The organism is Streptomyces sp. NPDC058001 (assembly GCF_042886315.1).
In the GTDB taxonomy this organism is placed as follows: Bacteria; Actinomycetota; Actinomycetes; order Streptomycetales; family Streptomycetaceae; genus Streptomyces.
Genome location: NZ_JBHVQT010000009.1, coordinates 21,923 through 39,834 on the forward strand (window position 1 = coordinate 21,923; position 17,912 = coordinate 39,834).

Here is a 17,912-nt window from a genome sequence, read left to right on the forward strand (position 1 = left end):
AGGACTCTCATGCCGTTGAGCCATCCCCGCCGTTCCGCACTGTCCGAGCAGGTCATCGCCGCGCTGCGGGCCCAGATCTCCACGGGTGAGTGGCCGGTCGGCTCGCGTATCCCGACGGAACCCGAGCTGGTCGAGCAGCTGGGGGTCGCCCGCAACACGGTCCGTGAGGCGGTCCGGGCGCTCGCGCACAACGGTCTCCTGGACATCCGCCAGGGCTCCGGCACGTATGTCGTGGCGACGAGTGAGCTGGCCGGTGTGATGCAGCGCAGGTTCGCGGGCGCGGATCCCCGGCACATCGCGGAGCTGCGTTCGACGCTGGAGGCGAGCGCGGCGAAGCTGGCCGCCGAGCGGCGTTCCGAGCGGGACCTCAAGCAGCTGGACACACTGCTGCTGCGCCGCGAGGAGGCGTGGGAGACGGGCGAGGCGGAGGCGTTCGTGACGGCGGACGCGACCTTCCACCTGGCGGTCGTCGCGGCCTCGCACAACGACGTGATGACGGCGATGTACGCCGACCTGGGCGAGGTCCTACGGGACTGGCTGCGCGAGGGCGTGGGCCGGGAGCTGACGCCCGAGAACCACATGGACCACGCCCGCCTGGTCGACGCGATCCGGGTCGGGGACGCGGAGGCGGCGGCGACCGAGGCGGGCGGCTACGCGTTCCGGTGCCTGCCGGGACGCCTGGGCCCGGCCGCACCGGGCACGGAACCGGATACGGCGCCGGGTACAGATCCAGGTACCGCTACACCTTCTCGTGGCTGATCCACACCGAGCGGATCTCCTTCCAGCACCGACCCGCCAGCCGGACGGTCGTCGCGGGTCCGGCGTCGACGGGTGCGCCGTCGCTGTCGACGTCCCACCACTGGGCGCAGTCGATGTGCAGGGCGACCCGGTCGGTCTGGGGGTACGGGTTGTGGCAGTAGGTCACCGCCTCCGAGCCGGTGACGGTGGTACGGCACTCGGCGGTCGCGGCGCTGGACGCCGCGGCGTCCCTCACGCGCGCGGGGCGGGCGGTCTCGGGATCGTTGTCGCTCTCGTGCCGTGAGGATTCGTACGGCAGCGCGGTGAGCAGGACCAGGACGGCGAGCATCGGGACGAAGCCGTGTGACAGACGCACAAGGGAGACCTCCTCGGCTGTACCACGACGGACGGTGACGTGCCGCCGCGGCTGCACCACAAGGTAGGAACTTGCCCTTCAGAATGACCGGGTCCTGGCCCCGGCCGCACGCGGTGATGACCCGAACGGGCGATGCCCCGCCTCCCGCACGCGGCAGGGGACGGGGCATCGCCCGTGAACACGTACATACATCCCTGCGTACGTACACACATGCCTGCGTACGAGAATCAGGCGCCGATCGCGTGCAGCCCGCCGTCGACGTGGACGATCTCGCCGGTGGTCTTCGGGAACCAGTCGCTGAGCAGCGCCACGACGCCGCGCCCGGCGGGATCGAAGTCGTTGAGGTCCCACTCCAGCGGGGAGCGGGAGTCCCAGACGCCGGCCAGGTCGCTGAAGCCCGGGATGGACTTGGCGGCCATGGAGCGGAGCGGGCCGGCCGAGACCAGGTTGCAGCGGATGTTCTGCTTGCCGAGGTCACGCGCCATGTAGCGGCTGGTGGCCTCCAGGGCGGCCTTCGCCGGGCCCATCCAGTCGTACTGCGGCCAGGCGTACTGCGCGTCGAAGGTGAGGCCGACGACCGAGCCGCCGTTCTGCATCAGCGGCAGGCAGGCCATGGTGAGGGACTTCAGCGAGTACGCGGAGACATGCATCGCGGTGGCGACGGACTCGAAGGGCGTGTTCAGGAAGTTGCCGCCCATGGCGTCCTGCGGGGCGAAGCCGATGGAGTGCACGACGCCGTCGAGGCCGCCGAGTTCCTGGCCGACGATGTCGGCGAGACGCCCGAGGTGCTCGTCGTTGGTCACGTCCAGCTCGATGACCTTGGTGGGCTTGGGCAGCTTCTTGGCGATGCGCTCGGTGAGCGTGGGGCGCGGGAAGGCCGTGAGGATGATCTCGGCGCCCTGCTCCTGCGCGAGCTTGGCGACGTGGAAGGCGATGGAGGTCTCCAGCAGCACACCGGTGATCAGGACGCGCTTGCCTTCGAGGATTCCGCTCATGGTGATCAGTGACCCATTCCCAGTCCGCCGTCAACCGGGATGACGGCTCCAGTGATGTACGAAGCGCTGTCCGAGGCGAGGAACCGCACCGCGGCGGCGATCTCGTCGGGCTGCGCGTACCGCCCGAGCGGCACCTGCCGCATGATGTTCTCGCGCTGCTCGTCGGTGAGCGCGTCCGTCATGTCGGTCTGGACGAAACCGGGCGCGACGACGTTGAACGTGATGTTCCGCGAGCCGAGCTCACGGGCGAGCGAGCGGGCGAAGCCGACCAGGCCCGCCTTCGACGCGGCGTAGTTCGCCTGACCCGGCGAGCCGAGCAGGCCGACGACCGACGAGATCAGGACGACGCGGCCCTTCTTGGCGCGGAGCATGGCCCGGTTGGCCCGCTTGACGACGCGGAAGGTGCCGGTGAGGTTGGTGTCCAGGACGGAGGTGAAGTCCTCCTCGGTCATCCTGATCAGCAACTGGTCGCGGGTCACCCCGGCGTTGGCGACGAGCACCTCGACCGGGCCGTGCTCGGCCTCGATCTCCTTGTACGCCTGCTCCACCTGTTCGCCGTCGGTGATGTCGCACTTGACGGCGAGGAAGCCCTGCGCGGTGAGGTCGGCGGGGTCGCCCGAGCGGTATGTGATCGCGACCTTGTCGCCGGCGTCGGCGAAGGCGCGGGCGATGGCGAGGCCGATGCCCCGGTTTCCTCCGGTGACGAGAACCGAGCGGCTCAACGGATCACCCTTTCGATAGCGGTCTGGTACCTCGAAAACCTATCGGTACCGTCCCCCCTGCGGAGAATCGGCCACCGACAGTGGCGTAACGGACTCGCTGTCGGATCCCTACAGAAAGGTGTGGCCCTGGGGCCGCGTCGCGCGACATGATCGGAACCGACCGTGCCGTCGTCCGGCGCCGTCACCGTGGCCATCCGTACCACCGGCCGTGCCGGACCTCCGTCACCGTCCCGTCAACCCCGAGATCAGGGAGACCTCCCGTGCCTCATTCGATCGACGAAGCCTTCACGGCGTTGCCCTTGCGGGCGCTCGCCGACGCGGCGCTCGCCAGGGCCCGCGCGCTGGGCGCCGACCACGCCGACTTCCGTCTTGAGCGGGTGCGCAGCGCGACCCGGAGGCTACGGGACGCCAGGCTGTCGGGCTCGTCGGACACCACCGATCTGGGCTACGCGGTACGGGTGGTGCACGGCGGCACCTGGGGCTTCGCGTCGGGTGTGGACCTGACGATGGACGCGGCGGCGAAGGTCGCGGCGCAGGCGGTGGCGATGGCGAAGCTGTCGGCGCGGGTGATCAAGGCGGCCGGTTCGGACATGGGGGCACCTCCCACGCCTTTCGGGCAGTGGGGGAGGGTGGAGCTGGCGGACGAGCCGGTGCACGCGGACCGGACCTGGGTGTCGTCGTACGGGATCGACCCGTTCTCGGTGCCCGACGAGGAGAAGACGGGGCTGCTCGCCGAGTGGAGCGCGCGGCTGCTCGCCGCCGACGGCGTGTCGCACGCGGACGCCTCGCTGATGACGGTGCACGAGAACAAGTTCTACGCGGACACGGCGGGCACGGTCACCACCCAGCAGCGGGTGCGGGTGCACCCGCAGTTGACGGCGGTCGCGGTGGACGAGTCGACCGGCGAGTTCGACTCGATGCGGACCCTGGCGCCCCCGGCAGGGCGCGGCTGGGAGTATCTGACGGGGACGGGCTGGGACTGGGCCGGGGAGTTGGAGCGGATCCCGGAGCTGCTCGCCGAGAAGATGCGGGCGCCGAGTGTCGAGGCCGGCCTGTACGACCTGGTGGTCGACCCGTCCAATCTGTGGCTGACGATCCACGAGTCGATCGGGCACGCCACGGAGCTGGACCGCGCGCTGGGCTACGAGGCGGCGTACGCGGGCACCTCCTTCGCGACGTTCGACCGGCTCGGGAAGCTGAAGTACGGCTCCGAGATCATGAACGTGACCGGTGACCGCACCGCCGAACACGGCCTGGCGACCATCGGGTACGACGACGAGGGCGTGGCCGGGCAGTCCTGGGACCTGGTCAGGGACGGCACCCTGGTGGGCTATCAGCTGGACCGGCGGATCGCGAAGCTGACCGGCTTCGAGCGGTCCAACGGATGCGCGTACGCGGACTCCCCAGGGCATGTGCCGGTGCAGCGGATGGCGAATGTGTCGCTGCTGCCCGATCCGGGGGGCATGTCGACGGAGGATCTGATCGGCGGGGTCGAGCGCGGTATCTATGTGGTGGGCGACCGGTCCTGGTCGATCGACATGCAGCGGTACAACTTCCAGTTCACCGGACAGCGGTTCTTCCGGATCGAGAACGGGCGTCTCGCCGGGCAGTTGCGGGATGTCGCGTACCAGGCGACGACGACCGACTTCTGGGGTTCGATGACGGCCGTCGGCGGCCCGCAGACGTATGTGCTCGGGGGCGCCTTCAACTGCGGCAAGGCCCAGCCGGGCCAGATCGCGGCCGTCTCGCACGGCTGTCCCTCCGCCCTGTTCCGGGGCGTCAACATCCTCAACACCACGCAGGAGGCCGGGCGATGACCGCGCAGACTTCCCGTACGCCGGGTACGCAGCAGCCGCACGAGATCGTCGAGCGGGCCCTGGACCTGTCCCGGGCCGACGGCTGTGTGGTGATCGCCGACGAGCACTCGACGGCGAATCTGCGCTGGGCCGGCAACTCCCTGACGACGAACGGCGTCACCCGCGGGCGCACCCTCACCGTCATCGCGACGGTCGACGGCGCGCAGGGCACGGCGTCCGGTGTGGTGTCGCGCTCCGCGGTCACCGCGGACGACCTGGAGCCGCTGGTGCGGGCCGCCGAGGCGGCGGCGCGGACCGCGGGGCCCGCCGAGGACGCGCAGCCGCTCGTCAAGGGCGTCGCCGCGTCGCGGGACTTCACGGACGCGCCGGCGGAGACCTCGTCGGCGGTGTTCGCGGACTTCGCCCCGGCGCTCGGCGAGGCGTTCGCGGCGGCGCGCGCGGGCGGCCGGGAACTGTACGGATTCGCCAACCACGAGTTGGTGTCGAGCTATCTCGGTACGTCGACGGGGCTGCGGCTGCGGCACGACCAGCCGAACGGAACGCTGGAGCTGAACGCCAAGTCCCCGGACCGTACGCGCTCGGCGTGGGCGGGCCGGGCGACGCGGGACTTCCGGGACGTCGACCCCGGTGCCCTGGACGCGGAGTTGGCGCGGCGCCTCGGCTGGGCCGAGCGGCGGATCGAGCTGCCGGCCGGGCGGTACGAGACGCTGCTGCCGCCGACCGCCGTGGCCGATCTGCTGATCTACCAGTTCTGGGCGTCGGGCGCCCGGGACGCGGCGGAGGGCCGCACGGTGTTCTCGAAGCCGGGCGGCGGCACCCTGGTCGGCGAGAAGGTGGCGGAACTGCCGCTGACGCTGCGCGGCGATCCGCACGAGCCCGGTCTGGAGTGCGCGCCGTACGTACTGGCGCGCAGCTCGGGGGACGACGAGTCGGTGTTCGACAACGGGTTGCCGTTGACGGCGACCGACTGGATCAGGGCCGGTGAGCTGACGCGGCTGCCGACCAGCAGGCACACCGCGGATCTGACCGGGCTTCCGGTGGCCCCGCCGGTCGGGAACCTGATCCTGGACGGTGGCGGTGACCGGTCCCTGGACGAGATGGTCGCGGGCACCGAGCGGGGTCTGCTGCTGACCTGCCTGTGGTACATCCGGGAGGTCGATCCGGCGACCCTGCTCATGACAGGGCTGACCCGGGACGGCGTCTATCTCGTGGAGCACGGCGAGGTCGTCGGCGAGGTGAACAACTTCCGCTTCAACGAGTCGCCGGTGGATCTGCTGGGCCGCGCGGTGGAGGCCGGGCGGACCGGGAAGACGTTGCCGCGCGAGTGGAGCGACTACTTCACCCGGACCGCGATGCCCGCGCTGCGGGTGCCGGACTTCAACATGAGTTCGGTCAGCCCCGGAGTATGACCCCCATACACTGGCCGGTACCGGTACGTGTCGGTACCGGCCCGTTCCCGAAGGAGATACGAGACCGTGACGGACATCGTCGACGAGCTGAAGTGGCGTGGGCTGATCGCCCTGTCCACTGACGAGGACGCCTTGCGCAAAGCGTTCGCGGACGGTCCTGTCACGTTCTATTGCGGCTTCGACCCGACCGCGCCGAGCCTGCACCTCGGCAACCTGGTGCAGATCCTCACGATGCGGCGGATCCAGCGGGCGGGCAACCGTCCGCTGGGGCTCGTCGGCGGCGCCACGGGCCTGATCGGCGACCCGAAGCCGAACTCGGAGCGCACCCTGAACGCGCCGGAGACCGTCGCGGCCTGGGTCGAGCGGCTGCGCGGGCAGATCCAGCCGCTGCTCGACTTCGAGGGACCGCACGCCGCGGTGATGGTGAACAACCTGGACTGGACCCAGGGCATGTCCGCCATCGAGTTCCTGCGCGACATGGGCAAGCACTTCCGGGTGAACAAGATGGTCGCCAAGGAGGCCGTCGCGCGGCGCCTGAACTCCGACGCGGGCATCAGCTACACCGAGTTCAGCTACCAGATCCTCCAGGGCATGGACTACCTGGAGCTGTACCGGCGGTACGGCTGCACGCTCCAGACCGGCGGCAGCGACCAGTGGGGCAACCTCACCTCGGGCACCGATCTGATTCACCGGGTCGAGCCGGAGGCGCAGGTCCACGCGCTGGGTACGCCGCTGATCACCAAGGCCGACGGCACCAAGTTCGGCAAGACGGAGTCCGGCACGATCTGGCTGGACCCGGAGATGACGACGCCGTACGCCTTCTACCAGTTCTGGTTGAACGCGGACGACCGGGACGTGTCCAAGTTCCTGCGGATCTTCAGCTTCCGGTCCCGTGCGGAGATCGAGGAGCTGGAGCGGCAGACCGAGGAGCGGCCTCAGGCCCGTGCCGGGCAGCGTGCGCTGGCCGAGGAGCTGACGACGCTGGTGCACGGCGCCGAGCAGTGCGCCGCGGTCGTCGCCGCGTCGAAGGCTCTGTTCGGGCAGGGCGAGCTGGCGGAGCTGGACGAGGCGACTCTCGCGGCGGCGCTCTCGGAGGTACCGCACGCCCGGGTCACGGAGCTGGGCCCGGTCGTGGACCTGTTCGCCGAGGTGGGTCTGGTGGCGAGCAAGTCGGCCGCCCGGCGCACCGTCAAGGAGGGCGGGGCGTATGTGAACAACGCCAAGGTCACCGCCGAGGACGCCGTTCCCGCCGAGGGCGATCTGCTGCACGGACGGTGGCTGGTGCTGCGGCGCGGCAAGCGGAACCTGGCGGCGATCGAGGTTGCCGGGGCCTGAGGCACCCGCACAGGGAAGCCGTACGAAAAAGGGGCGGCGGCACGGTGGTCACCGTGGCGCCGCCCCTTTTTCCAGGTCGGTCAGCCGTGCGGGTCGGTCAGGCCCGCTCGCGTTTCCTGCCGCGCAGCGCCATGTAGGCCATGTCGCCGAGGCCGACGACGATGACGGCGGCGATGAGCTGGAGGACGTGGCGGCCCCAGTCGATGCCCTTGGTGTCGGCGATACCGAAGGACGCGGCGAGCGAGTTGCCGATGACGGCGCCGATCATGCCGAAGATCGTCGTCAGCCACAGCGGGCTGTGCTGCTTGCCGGGCAGGATCATCTTGGCGATGATGCCCAGCACGAATCCGACAATGATCGCCCACAACCAGCCCATGGCTCGCCTCCTGAAAGCGCTCGATGACCGGCTGGACGCCGAGCAGTCACCTCAGTCTCGGGTGGTCCTCCATACGGCGCATGTCGACCGGGGCCATACGCGGTACGGGGTGCGGGCGCTACGCCCCCGCAGGACCGGCGCGGGGCCCGGCCCCGGTCTCGTGGACGGCGCGGGCACGGCGTACGGTGAAGGTGTTCGGACTGGGAGCGTCCGACGACGCAGGGTGGTGGCGGAACATGACGCGGAAGCGGAGCGGCGGCCAGGTCTTCCGGATCACGGGAGCCAGACAGGGACTCGCGGACGACGTACGGGGCAGGCAGCGGCGCTATGTGATCTCGATGTTCATCCGGACACTCGCGGTGATCCTCGGCGTGACCCTGTGGAACGTGGAGCGATATGTGGCCATCGTGGCGCTCGTCCTGGGTCTCGTCCTCCCCTACATCGCCGTCGTGATCGCCAACGCGGGCCGGGAGAACGTGCGTTCAATGCCCACGACATTCGTGCCGATGCCGTTCCGGCCGACGCTGTCCGGACCTGCGCCGGAAGAGCCGGCTCCCGCCCCGAAGGACGCTCCGGCGGGCACGCCGGGTGACCGGACGGGCGGGGTGCACGGCGAGCAGAACTGACCGGAGCCATTCCGCCAAGCTCAAGAAAACCTCAGATCAATCATGTTGTTCCGGTGCCGGGCAGCGGGTCGCGCGTGACATACTTCGTAACGCGCTCCGCATCCCCCGTCGGAGCGACGGACCGACGCCGGGCAGCTCCCCCCGTGGCTGCTCGGCGTCGCCTTTTCCCGCCTCATGGACACGTCCTAGGCTGGGGGTCGTGGACCTCTCGCACTTCTCATCCGACGGCCCGTCGTCTCCCGTCTGTTCGGCCAAGGGCTGCCGCGCGGGCGCCGTCTGGGTGCTTGCCTGGAACAACCCGAAGCTGCACACACCGGAGCGGCGCAAGACCTGGCTCGCGTGCGACGAACACCGTGAGCATCTGTCGCAGTTCCTCGGGATGCGGGGCTTCCTCAAGGACGTCGTGAAGTTCGACGAGTGGGACGGTGAGCCCACCGCGCCCTGAACGCAGCCGCCGACCTGGACGTGCGGGGCCGGGCTGTCAGCCGCCGATCGCCGACATCGGGCGGTCGGGCTGGAGGAACGACGGGTCGTCCAGGCCCGAGCCGGCCTTCTTGCCCCACATCGCGAGCTTCCAGATCCTCGCTATCGCCTCGTCCCCCGCGCCCTCGCGCAGGGCGGCCCGCAGATCGGTCTCCTCGCGGGCGAACAGACAGGTGCGCACCTGCCCGTCGGCGGTGAGCCGGGTGCGGTCGCAGGCCGCGCAGAACGGACGCGTGACGGAGGCGATGACGCCGACCCGGTGCGGTCCGCCGTCCACGATCCAGCGCTCGGCGGGCGCCGAGCCACGGGCCGCGGAGTCCTCGGGCGTGAGCGTGAAGCGGGTGCGCAGCGAGGCCAGGATGTCACCGGCGGTGATCATGCCGTCCCGCTTCCAGCCGTGCTGGGCGTCCAGCGGCATCTGCTCGATGAACCGCAGTTCATAGCCGCCGTCGATCGCCCAGGCGAGCAGGTCGGGGGCCTCGTCGCCGTTCAGCCCCGGCATCAGCACCGTGTTGACCTTGACCGGGGTGAGGTCCGCCGCGTGGGCGGCCGTCAGGCCGGCCAGGACGTCGGCGAGCCGGTCGCGGCGGGTGAGGGCCTTGAAGACGTCGGGGCGCAGGGTGTCCAGGGAGACATTGACGCGGTCAAGGCCGGCCGCCTTCAGCGAGGCGGCGGTGCGCTTGAGGCCGATGCCATTGGTGGTGAGGGACATCTGGGGGCGGGGCGTGAGGCGCGCGACCCGGTCGACGATGCCGACGATGCCGGGGCGCAGCAGGGGCTCTCCGCCGGTGAAGCGGACCTCGGTGATGCCGAGGCGGGTGACGGCGATCTCGATGAGGCGGACGATCTCGTCGTCGGTGAGCAGATCGGGCTTGGCCAGCCACTGGAGGCCCTCTTCGGGCATGCAGTAGGTGCAGCGCAGATTGCACCGGTCCGTCAGCGACACACGGAGGTCGGTGGCCACTCGGCCATAGGTGTCGATGAGCACGTGGGCCCCCTCCCTGGTCGTGCTGATCGTTGTTGCCTGCTACGTGCGAGCCTACGTGACAGCACTGACATCGGTAGGGGGCCCGATCCCACGAGGAGCGGCGCGGCCGTGTCGTACGGATCTACCAGGATGCGTACGGTACGGCCGCGCCGCGGGGCTCGCGGGTGCCGGGATCAGTGGGCGCCGGTGCCGGTGAGGGACCTGACCTCCAGTTCCGCGTACTTGCCGGCGTCGGCCTTCTCCTTGGACAGGACGGTGCCGAGCCAGCCGAGCAGGAAGCCCACGGGGATCGAGACGAGGCCGGGGTTCTCCAGCGCGAACCAGTGGAAGTCGGCGTCGGGGAACATCGACGTGGGCTTGCCGGAGACGACCGGCGAGAACAGCACCAGGACGACCGCCGTGGTCAGACCGCCGTAGATCGACCAGAGCGCGCCCTGGGTGGTGAACCGCTTCCAGAAGAGGCTGTAGAGGATCGTCGGCAGGTTCGCTGAGGCGGCGACGGCGAAGGCCAGGGCGACCAGTCCTGCGACATTGAGGTCACGGGCGAGCGCGCCGAGGCCGATGGAGACGATGCCGATGGCGACGGTGGCCCAGCGGGCGGCCCGTACCTCCTCCTTCTCGGTGGCCTGGCCCTTCCTGATGACGTTCGCGTAGATGTCGTGCGCGAACGACGAGGACGAGGCGAGGGTGAGGCCCGCGACCACGGCGAGGATCGTCGCGAAGGCGACGGCCGAGATGGTCGCCAGGAGGATCGCGCCCCAGGCCGAGTCGACGCCGCCGATATGGAGCGCGAGCAAAGGCGCGGCCGTGTTGCCCGCCTTGTTGGAGGCGATGATCTCGTCGGGTTTGATGAGTGCCGCCGCGCCGAAGCCGAGCGCGATGGTCATCAGGTAGAACGCGCCGATGATGCCGATCGCCCAGTTCACGGACTTCCGTGCGGCCTTGGCGGTGGGCACGGTGTAGAAGCGGATGAGGATGTGCGGCAGTCCGGCGGTGCCGAGGACAAGGGCGATGCCGAGGGAGATGAAGTCCAGCTTCGATGTGGACGTGGCGCCGTACTTCAGTCCGGGTTCCAGGAAGGGGGCGCCCTTGCCGCTGTTCTCGGCGGCCTTGCCGAGCAGGTCGGAGATGTTGAAGTTGAACTTCAGCAGGACCAGGAAGGTGATGAGCAGGGTGCCGCTGATCAGCAGGACGGCCTTGACCATCTGCACCCAGGTGGTGCCCTTCATGCCACCGATGGTGACGTACACGATCATCAGGATGCCGACCAGGGCGACGATCGCGACCTTGCCGCTGTCGCTGGTGATGCCGAGCAGCAGCGAGACGAGGACACCGGCGCCGGCCATCTGCGCGAGCAGATAGAAGATCGACACCACGATGGTCGAGGTGCCGGCCGCGGTCCGTACGGGCCGTTGCCGCATCCGGTACGCGAGGACGTCACCCATCGTGTAGCGGCCGGAGTTGCGCAGCGGTTCGGCGACCAGGAGCAGGGCGACCAGCCAGGCGACGAGGAAGCCGATCGAGTAGAGGAAGCCGTCGTAGCCGAACAGGGCGATGGCGCCGGCGATACCGAGGAACGACGCGGCGGACATGTAGTCGCCGGAGACGGCGAGTCCGTTCTGGAAGCCGGTGAACTGGCGCCCGCCGGCGTAGAAGTCGGAGGCGCTTTTGGTCTGCCGGCCCGCCCAGACGGTGATGACGAGGGTGGCGACGACAAAGGCGGCGAACAGGGCGATGATCAGCGGCCGGTGCTCACTGGCCTCTCCGGCGGCGAGGACGCGCTGCGACAGCGCGGGCGTCGTGACTGCGGGGCTCATGCGCCGCCCTCCATCCGGGACTTGATGGCCTGGGCCTTGGGGTCGAGCTTGGCCGCGGCGTGACGGGAGTACCACCAGGCGATGAGGAAGGTGGTGAGGAACTGGGCGAGGCCGAACACCAGGGCGACGTTGATGTTGCCGAAGAGCTTGGTGCCCATGAAGCCGCCGGCGTAGTTCGACAGCAGGACGTAGAGCAGGTACCACGCGATGAACGCGAGGGTCAGGGGGAAGGCGAAGGAGCGGTAGGAGTGGCGTAGTTCACCGAACTCCGCGCTCTCCTGGACCTCGACGAACGCCTCGGTCGAGGGGAGGTCCGGCCTGCGGTCGGTGGCGCCTTCGGGTGGTGGTCCATCGGTAGCCACGGAGTCTCCTCGCGATGGGGGTGCGCTGACGACGGCTGACGGGGTGGACGCCGGGGATGTCGGGGCCGGCGGGGGCTGGGGAACGGACATGGTGTGCTGACCTCACAGTGACGTGGATCACGCGGGTCGGATGGCGATGCTAGAGCCCGGTGCGTGATCCGAACAGGGGGTAGTTGGTCTTGCCATGGGCTCAACGTCGGTGAGCCGTACGAAGAAGCGGTTCAAGTCACCGCGAACTCCCCCATCCGTCCCCGGACCCGGTGAGGGCCAACTCCTCGCCTCGAAGCGGCGGGAGCCGGTCTTTCTTTCAGGAAATCATTGCTGATCACGGAGGACCGGGGATAGCTTCACCCCTTGAGTTACCCCGTCATGTACCTGCCCGAGCAGCACCCTTGTGTTCGGGCAGTTCCGTTATCCGGATGATGTGGAGATCCCATGCTTCATCTGCGCTCCAGACGGCGGTCGGTCCTGACCGTGCCGCTCGGACTGGCACTCACGGCGGCGCTCGGCGTGCTGCCGGGCACCGCGTCGGCGGCTCCGGCCGCCGCACCCGCCGCCGTGACCGCCGAAGGACCGAGTCTGGCCTACGTCGTCAACACACGGACCGACCACCGCACGGTGGAGTCCGTACGGCAGGCCATCGCCAGGGCCGACGGCACCGTCGTCATCGCGTACGAGAAGATCGGCGTCATCGTCGCGCGCTCGTCGAACCCGGACTTCGGTCAGCACATGCGTGCCGTGCGCGGTGTCCAGTCCGCGGGCGCCACCCGCACCGCACCGCTGAGCGCCGCCGGGACCACCGACGAAGGCGCCCCCGAGTATCTGTCGGCCGCCGAGGTCGCCAAGGCCGGCCAGGCGTCCGCGAAGAGCGCCAAGCCGGGGAAGCCCGGGACGGTGCCCGCCGAGCCTCTCGAAGCGGACCAGTGGGACCTGCGGGCCATCGGCGCCGACAAGGCCGCCGCGATCAATCCGGGCAGCCGCAAGGTGACCGTCGCCGTGATCGACACCGGCGTCGACGACACGCACCCCGATCTGGCCCCGAACTTCTCCGCCGAGCAGTCCGCCAACTGCGTCGGCGGCAAGCCGGACACCTCGCCGGGCGCCTGGCGTCCCGCGAACCCGGACCACTACCACGGCACGCATGTCGCCGGTGAGATAGCCGCCGCCCGCAACGGGACAGGTGTCGCGGGTGTCGCGCCGGGTGTGAAGGTCTCGGGCATCAAGGTGGCCGACCCGGTCAGCGAGCTGTTCTACCCGGAGGCCGTGGTGTGCGCCTTCGTGTTCGCCGCGGACCATGGCGTCGAGATCACCAACAACAGCTATTACGTGGACCCGTGGATGTACAACTGCATGGACGACCCCGACCAGCGGGCCATCGTCGACGCGGTCGACCGGGCCCAGCAGTACGCCCAGCGCAAGGGCACCCTGAGCCTGGCGTCCGCGGGCAACTCGAACCACGACCTGGACGCCAAGTCGATCCTCGACAAGTCCAGCCCCAATGACACGACGCCGGTGGACCGCACCATCGACCCGCGCAAGTGCTTCGACCTGCCGACCCAGTTGCCGGGTGTCGTGACGGTCAGCGCGACGGGTGTCCAGGGCATCAAGTCGTACTACTCCAGCTACGGCGAGGGTGTCATCGACATCGCGGCGCCGGGCGGCGACAAGTACCAGATCCCGGACACGCCGTCGAAGAACGGCCGCATCTTGTCGACCATGCCGGGCGGCCAGTACGGCTTCCTCCAGGGCACGTCGATGGCGTCGCCGCACGCCGCGGGTGTCGCCGCGCTGCTGAAGTCGACGCACCCGTGGGCGTCGCCCGCGCAGTTGCAGGCCCTCATGAAGGCGCAGGCGGACAACCCGGGCTGCCCGACGGAGCCGTACGACCCGGACGGGAACGGCACCGTCGACTCCTTCTGCAAGGGCGGGAAGCGGGTGAACGGCTTCTACGGCTTCGGAGTCGTCAACGCGCTCGCCGCGGTCAAGTGACCGTCCCCGCACGGTCCTTCACCGCTCCCCCGACGCACCTTCCGCCGCACGTTCCGCCGCTTTTTCCGCCCTGCTTCCGACCGCAGGGGTTCACCGAACTGGAGATCACATGAGCGCTCGTTTCGCGCGTACCCGGCGCACCGTCGCCGTTCCGCTCGGCATGGCCGTCGCCTCCGCGCTGGCGTTCCTGCCGAACGCCGCGTCGGCCGCGGACACGGCGTCCCAGGCCCCCGCCGCGCAGGGCGCGACGAACGCCGACGCCACCGCGCTGAGCTATGTCGTCAACCTCCGTTCCTCGCACGGCCTTTCCTCGTCCGTACGCAAGGAGATAGGTAAGGCGGGCGGCACCGTCGTCGCGTCGTACGACAAGATCGGCGTGGTCGTCGTCCACTCGTCGAACCCGGACTTCGCCAAGCTGATCCGCAAGAGCCACGGCGTCGAGTCGGCGGGCGCCACCCGCAACGCGCCGCTGCCCGCGCAGTCCACCGGTGACATGGGCGCCCCGAAGGTGCTCTCGGCGGACGAGGTCAAGGAGGCGACCGCCGCCGCTGCCGCCGGGCAGGACCCGCTGGAGCCGTTGCAGTGGGACCTTCCCGCGATCAAGGCGGACAAGGCGCACGAGAAGACCCTCGGCAGCAGCAAGGTCACCGTCGCCGTCATCGACACGGGTGTCGACGACACGCACCCCGACATCGCGCCGAACTTCGACCGTGAGGCGTCCGTGAACTGTGTGTCGGGCGCGCCGAACACGGCGGACGGCGCCTGGCGTCCGAGCGCGGCCGAGAGCCCGCACGGCACGCATGTCGCGGGTGAGATCGCCGGTGCGAAGAACGGCGTCGGCATGACCGGTGTCGCGCCCGGTGTGAAGGTGTCCGGCATCAAGGTGTCCAACCCGGACGGCTACTTCTACACGGAGGCCGTCGTCTGCGGCTTCATGTGGGCCGCCGAGCACGACGTGGACGTCACCAACAACAGCTACTACACCGACCCGTGGTACTTCAACTGCAAGAACGACCCCGACCAGAAGGCACTGGTCGAGGCCGTCTCGCGGGCGTCGCGGTACGCGGAGAAGAAGGGCACCGTCAACGTCGCGGCGGCGGGCAACGAGAACTACGACCTCGCGTCGAAGTCGATCACCGACCCGGTCAGCCCCAACGACGGGACGCCGAGCGACCGCGTCATCGACCCGTCCAAGTGCCTTGACATCCCGACCCAGTTGCCGGGTGTCGTCACCACGGCCGCGACGGGCGCCAAGGGCATCAAGTCGTCGTTCTCGAACTACGGCAAGGGTGTCATCGACATCGCCGCGCCCGGTGGCGACTCGACCGCCTACCAGACGCCCGCGCCGCCCGCGACGAGCGGTCTGATCCTCGGCCCGCTGCCGGGCAACCGGTGGGGCTACATGGCCGGTACGTCGATGGCGTCCCCGCATGTCGCCGGTGTCGCCGCGCTCATCAAGTCGACGCACCCGAATGCCTCCGCCGCCCAGGTGAAGGCGCTGCTGTACAAGGGCGCCGACGCCACGCCGTGCACCGACCCGTACGACATCAACAACGACGGCACGATCGACGCCGTCTGCGTGGGCAACAAGAACAACAACGGCTTCTACGGCGCGGGCATCGCGAACGCGTTGAACGCCGTGACCAAGTAGCACGTAGTACGGAGGGGAAGGGGCGCGGTCGGCGCTCCCAACCGAGGTGATGCGGTGGCCGTCCGGGTGCGTTCCCGGGCGGCCACCGGCCGTTGACGCGTGTGAAGATCTGGTGATGAGCACGAGCCCGATACCCCCGCCGCTCCCGGCACGATCCGTACACCGTCCGTCCCTCGGACGGGCCGTGGCCGTCCTCGTCCTGGTGGCCGTCGCCGCCCTGGTGCCGCTGCTCGGTCCCTCGGTCGCGTTGAACGGCACGGGTGAGGCGGCGGCGCCGGGTGCGGGCGGGATCGCGCTGCTGCGGACGGTGCTGTTCGCGGCGGTGTGCGTACCGGCGGGCGAGGTGTTCGCCGGGTGGCTGGCGCGGCGGGTGCGGGGGATGTCCGAGGGGCCCGAATCGGCCGCGCCGCCGAGGAGTTGGGCGGCGCTCGCGTCGGGCGCGGGATGTCTGGCCGCGCTGGGCCTGGCCTCCGTCGTCGCCACCGGCAATCTCGTGCCGCGCCGGCTCGCCGACATGGACATCGGCGGCCTCTACCAGACCCGGGACGGCGCGCTGGCCCTGATCGAGGTGAACGCGTTCCTGCTCACCGCCGTGCTGGCCCGCTCACGGCGTCCGGCGACGCAGCTCCTGCCGCTGGCCGCGATCGTCGTCGCTGAGGCCCTGCGCGCCCACCCCACGACGGAGAGCACCCCCCTGATCGGCTCCGCGCTCACCCTGGTCCATGTGGTGTGCGCGTCGCTGTGGGTGGGCGGCCTGCTGTACGTGCTGCGCACGGTGTGGCGGTGGCGCGGCACGGCCCCGCGCGCGGGCGCCGCGCTGCTCGGTCTCTACGCGCGCGTGGCGGCCGTTCTGCTCGCCGCCGTCACCGCGACGGGGGTGGTGAGCACGCTGCGCCGGATGCCGCAGGACACGGTCGTCGACCAGCTTCTGACGACGGCGTACGGGCGCACCCTGGTCGCCAAGGTGCTGCTCGTCGCCGTGGTCGCGCTGCTGGCCCTGGTCGCGCGGCGCCGGCTGCGGGGCGCGGCGGACCCGCTCACCGCGTACGCGCCCGCGCGCGCGGAGGTGGCCGTCCTGGGGGTGGTGGTCGCCGCTTCGGCACTGCTGACGGCGGTGCCGATACCGATCCGGTGGTGACGGGGTACGCGGAGGTCCGTGTTCGGTGTTCACACGGTGACGAGGACCTTCAGGGCCGTGCGCTCGTCCATCGCCTTGTACCCGGCCGGCACGTCCTCCAGGTCGACGGTGAGGTCGAACACGGGTGACGGGTCGACAGTGCCGTCGAGTACGTCGGGCAGCAGCTCGGGGATGTACGTCCGTACCGGCGCGACCCCGCCGCGCAGGGCGATGTTCCGGTCGAACATGACGCTCAGGTCGAGGCCGGTGCCGCTGCCGTGCGGGACGCCGACGAAGCCGATCGCACCGCCGTCGCGGGTGATGCCCACGGCCGTCCGCATCGACTGCTCGGTACCGACCGCCTCCACGACGGCGTGCGCGCCCTGGCCGCCGGTGAGTTCCCGTACCGCCGCGACGGCCGCCGCACCGCGCTCGGCGACCACGTCTGTCGCGCCGAAGCGCCGCGCGATGTCCGTACGGGCCTCGTGGCGCCCGAGGGCGATGATCCGCTCGGCGCCGAGCCGGCGGGCCGCGAGCACGGCGCACAGGCCCACCGCGCCGTCCCCGACGACGGCGACCGTGGCACCGGGCCGCACTCCGGCGCCGAGCGCCGCGTGGTGGCCGGTGCCCAGGACGTCCGAGAGGGCGAGCAGCGCGGACAGCAGACGGTCGTCGGACAGCGCGTCGGCGGGCAGCCTGACGAGGGTGGTGTCGGCGTAGGGCACGCGCACGGCCTCGCCCTGGCCGCCGTCGTAGCCGACCGCGCCCCAGATGCCGCCGTGCACGCACGACGTGGTGAGGCCCTCGCGGCAGAAGTCGCAGACACCGTCCGACCACATGAACGGCGCCACGACGAGGTCCCCGCGCCGTACCCCTCTCACCTCGGAGCCGGTGTCCTCGACAATCCCCAGGAACTCGTGCCCGATGCGCTGCCCCGGCTCCCGCGCGGCCACCCCTCGGTACGCCCACAGGTCGCTGCCGCAGACACAGGCCCGTACGACTCGGACGACGGCGTCCGTGGGCAGCCGCACGAAGGGTTCCGGCACGTCCTCCACGCGCAGGTCGAAGGGGGCGTGGACGGTGGTGGCGCGCATGGGTTCCTTCGGCTCGT

The 17,912-nt window shown here is 70.3% G+C and carries 17 protein-coding genes; 9 read left to right on the forward strand and 8 right to left on the reverse strand.

What is annotated here, in order from left to right; all coding sequences use genetic code 11:
* Positions 1 to 9 precede the first annotated feature (9 nt).
* Positions 10 to 759: a FadR/GntR family transcriptional regulator gene (locus tag ACFVT5_RS22825; RefSeq protein ID WP_389890857.1), complete on the forward strand. Its 750-nt coding sequence runs from the start codon at positions 10 to 12 to the stop codon at positions 757 to 759.
* Here the strand turns inward: ACFVT5_RS22825 and ACFVT5_RS22830 are convergent.
* From ACFVT5_RS22830 to fabG, 3 genes are all read right to left on the reverse strand, one after another.
* The gene (locus ACFVT5_RS22830; protein ID WP_389890859.1) at positions 740 to 1,114 is read right to left on the reverse strand and encodes a hypothetical protein; all 375 of its coding nucleotides are present in this window, start codon (positions 1,112 to 1,114) and stop codon (positions 740 to 742) included. The genes ACFVT5_RS22825 and ACFVT5_RS22830 overlap by 20 nt on opposite strands.
* Before the next feature lie 227 nt (positions 1,115 to 1,341).
* Positions 1,342 to 2,109 (reverse strand): enoyl-ACP reductase FabI, encoded by a 768-nt coding sequence (fabI, locus tag ACFVT5_RS22835; RefSeq protein ID WP_389890862.1) that lies wholly within the window; start codon positions 2,107 to 2,109, stop codon positions 1,342 to 1,344.
* A 5-nt stretch (positions 2,110 to 2,114) separates the two neighbouring features.
* A complete protein-coding gene (gene fabG / locus ACFVT5_RS22840) occupies positions 2,115 to 2,831 on the reverse strand; it encodes a 3-oxoacyl-[acyl-carrier-protein] reductase (RefSeq protein ID WP_389890865.1) in 717 nt (238 codons plus the stop codon).
* Between the two features lie 260 nt (positions 2,832 to 3,091).
* Between fabG and ACFVT5_RS22845 the strand changes: the two genes are divergently transcribed.
* The 3 genes from ACFVT5_RS22845 to tyrS all read left to right on the forward strand — a co-directional run bounded on the left by ACFVT5_RS22845 (position 3,092) and on the right by tyrS (position 7,392).
* Positions 3,092 to 4,648, forward strand: a complete 1,557-nt coding sequence (locus ACFVT5_RS22845) for a TldD/PmbA family protein (protein WP_389890868.1) — start codon at positions 3,092 to 3,094, stop codon at positions 4,646 to 4,648.
* Entirely contained in the window at positions 4,645 to 6,057 is a 1,413-nt protein-coding gene (locus ACFVT5_RS22850) for a metallopeptidase TldD-related protein (protein WP_389890871.1), read from the forward strand. Before ACFVT5_RS22845 ends, ACFVT5_RS22850 begins: the two co-directional genes overlap by 4 nt.
* A 66-nt stretch (positions 6,058 to 6,123) precedes the next feature.
* Positions 6,124 to 7,392, forward strand: coding sequence for a tyrosine--tRNA ligase (tyrS, locus tag ACFVT5_RS22855; protein ID WP_389890874.1), 1,269 nt, complete (start codon positions 6,124 to 6,126; stop codon positions 7,390 to 7,392).
* A gap of 97 nt (positions 7,393 to 7,489) precedes the next feature.
* On the opposite strand, the gene ACFVT5_RS22860 is transcribed toward tyrS, so the two are convergent.
* Complete coding sequence (locus tag ACFVT5_RS22860; protein WP_389890877.1) at positions 7,490 to 7,768, reverse strand: GlsB/YeaQ/YmgE family stress response membrane protein; 279 nt, start codon at positions 7,766 to 7,768, stop codon at positions 7,490 to 7,492.
* Between the two features lie 236 nt (positions 7,769 to 8,004).
* Between ACFVT5_RS22860 and ACFVT5_RS22865 the strand changes: the two genes are divergently transcribed.
* Together ACFVT5_RS22865 and ACFVT5_RS22870 are read left to right on the forward strand one after the other, a co-directional pair.
* Positions 8,005 to 8,394 (forward strand): DUF3099 domain-containing protein, encoded by a 390-nt coding sequence (locus ACFVT5_RS22865; RefSeq protein ID WP_389890880.1) that lies wholly within the window; start codon positions 8,005 to 8,007, stop codon positions 8,392 to 8,394.
* 199 nt (positions 8,395 to 8,593) lie between these two features.
* Entirely contained in the window at positions 8,594 to 8,839 is a 246-nt protein-coding gene (locus ACFVT5_RS22870; RefSeq protein WP_389890883.1) for a hypothetical protein, read from the forward strand.
* Between the two features lie 36 nt (positions 8,840 to 8,875).
* On the opposite strand, the gene moaA is transcribed toward ACFVT5_RS22870, so the two are convergent.
* From moaA to ACFVT5_RS22885, 3 genes are all read right to left on the reverse strand, one after another.
* Positions 8,876 to 9,865 (reverse strand): GTP 3',8-cyclase MoaA, encoded by a 990-nt coding sequence (gene moaA, locus ACFVT5_RS22875; RefSeq protein WP_389890886.1) that lies wholly within the window; start codon positions 9,863 to 9,865, stop codon positions 8,876 to 8,878.
* A 173-nt stretch (positions 9,866 to 10,038) separates the two neighbouring features.
* Positions 10,039 to 11,682, reverse strand: coding sequence for a cation acetate symporter (locus ACFVT5_RS22880; RefSeq protein ID WP_389890888.1), 1,644 nt, complete (start codon positions 11,680 to 11,682; stop codon positions 10,039 to 10,041).
* The gene (locus ACFVT5_RS22885) at positions 11,679 to 12,044 is read right to left on the reverse strand and encodes a DUF485 domain-containing protein (protein ID WP_389890891.1); all 366 of its coding nucleotides are present in this window, start codon (positions 12,042 to 12,044) and stop codon (positions 11,679 to 11,681) included. Before ACFVT5_RS22885 ends, ACFVT5_RS22880 begins: the two co-directional genes overlap by 4 nt.
* Positions 12,045 to 12,479: 435 nt before the next feature.
* Between ACFVT5_RS22885 and ACFVT5_RS22890 the strand changes: the two genes are divergently transcribed.
* The 3 genes from ACFVT5_RS22890 to ACFVT5_RS22900 all read left to right on the forward strand — a co-directional run bounded on the left by ACFVT5_RS22890 (position 12,480) and on the right by ACFVT5_RS22900 (position 16,822).
* Positions 12,480 to 14,033: a S8 family serine peptidase gene (locus ACFVT5_RS22890; RefSeq protein WP_389890894.1), complete on the forward strand. Its 1,554-nt coding sequence runs from the start codon at positions 12,480 to 12,482 to the stop codon at positions 14,031 to 14,033.
* Between the two features lie 109 nt (positions 14,034 to 14,142).
* The gene (locus ACFVT5_RS22895) at positions 14,143 to 15,684 is read left to right on the forward strand and encodes a S8 family serine peptidase (protein ID WP_389890897.1); all 1,542 of its coding nucleotides are present in this window, start codon (positions 14,143 to 14,145) and stop codon (positions 15,682 to 15,684) included.
* Between the two features lie 115 nt (positions 15,685 to 15,799).
* Positions 15,800 to 16,822, forward strand: a complete 1,023-nt coding sequence (locus tag ACFVT5_RS22900; RefSeq protein WP_389890900.1) for a CopD family protein — start codon at positions 15,800 to 15,802, stop codon at positions 16,820 to 16,822.
* A gap of 29 nt (positions 16,823 to 16,851) precedes the next feature.
* On the opposite strand, the gene ACFVT5_RS22905 is transcribed toward ACFVT5_RS22900, so the two are convergent.
* Entirely contained in the window at positions 16,852 to 17,895 is a 1,044-nt protein-coding gene (locus tag ACFVT5_RS22905) for a zinc-binding dehydrogenase (protein ID WP_389890903.1), read from the reverse strand.
* Positions 17,896 to 17,912: the final 17 nt, after the last annotated feature.

What these genes read in the sequence shown, in the direction of transcription:
- ACFVT5_RS22825 (WP_389890857.1), top strand. Translation starts at nt 10, where the DNA reads ATGCCGTTGAGCCATCCCCGCCGTTCCGCACTGTCCGAGCAGGTCATC.
- ACFVT5_RS22850 (WP_389890871.1), top strand. Translation starts at nt 4,645, where the DNA reads ATGACCGCGCAGACTTCCCGTACGCCGGGTACGCAGCAGCCGCACGAG.
- ACFVT5_RS22900 (WP_389890900.1), top strand. Translation starts at nt 15,800, where the DNA reads ATGAGCACGAGCCCGATACCCCCGCCGCTCCCGGCACGATCCGTACAC.
- ACFVT5_RS22890 (WP_389890894.1), top strand. Translation starts at nt 12,480, where the DNA reads ATGCTTCATCTGCGCTCCAGACGGCGGTCGGTCCTGACCGTGCCGCTC.
- ACFVT5_RS22905 (WP_389890903.1), bottom strand. Translation starts at nt 17,895, where the DNA reads ATGCGCGCCACCACCGTCCACGCCCCCTTCGACCTGCGCGTGGAGGAC.
- ACFVT5_RS22895 (WP_389890897.1), top strand. Translation starts at nt 14,143, where the DNA reads ATGAGCGCTCGTTTCGCGCGTACCCGGCGCACCGTCGCCGTTCCGCTC.
- ACFVT5_RS22860 (WP_389890877.1), bottom strand. Translation starts at nt 7,768, where the DNA reads ATGGGCTGGTTGTGGGCGATCATTGTCGGATTCGTGCTGGGCATCATC.
- ACFVT5_RS22865 (WP_389890880.1), top strand. Translation starts at nt 8,005, where the DNA reads ATGACGCGGAAGCGGAGCGGCGGCCAGGTCTTCCGGATCACGGGAGCC.
- ACFVT5_RS22880 (WP_389890888.1), bottom strand. Translation starts at nt 11,682, where the DNA reads ATGAGCCCCGCAGTCACGACGCCCGCGCTGTCGCAGCGCGTCCTCGCC.
- fabI (WP_389890862.1), bottom strand. Translation starts at nt 2,109, where the DNA reads ATGAGCGGAATCCTCGAAGGCAAGCGCGTCCTGATCACCGGTGTGCTG.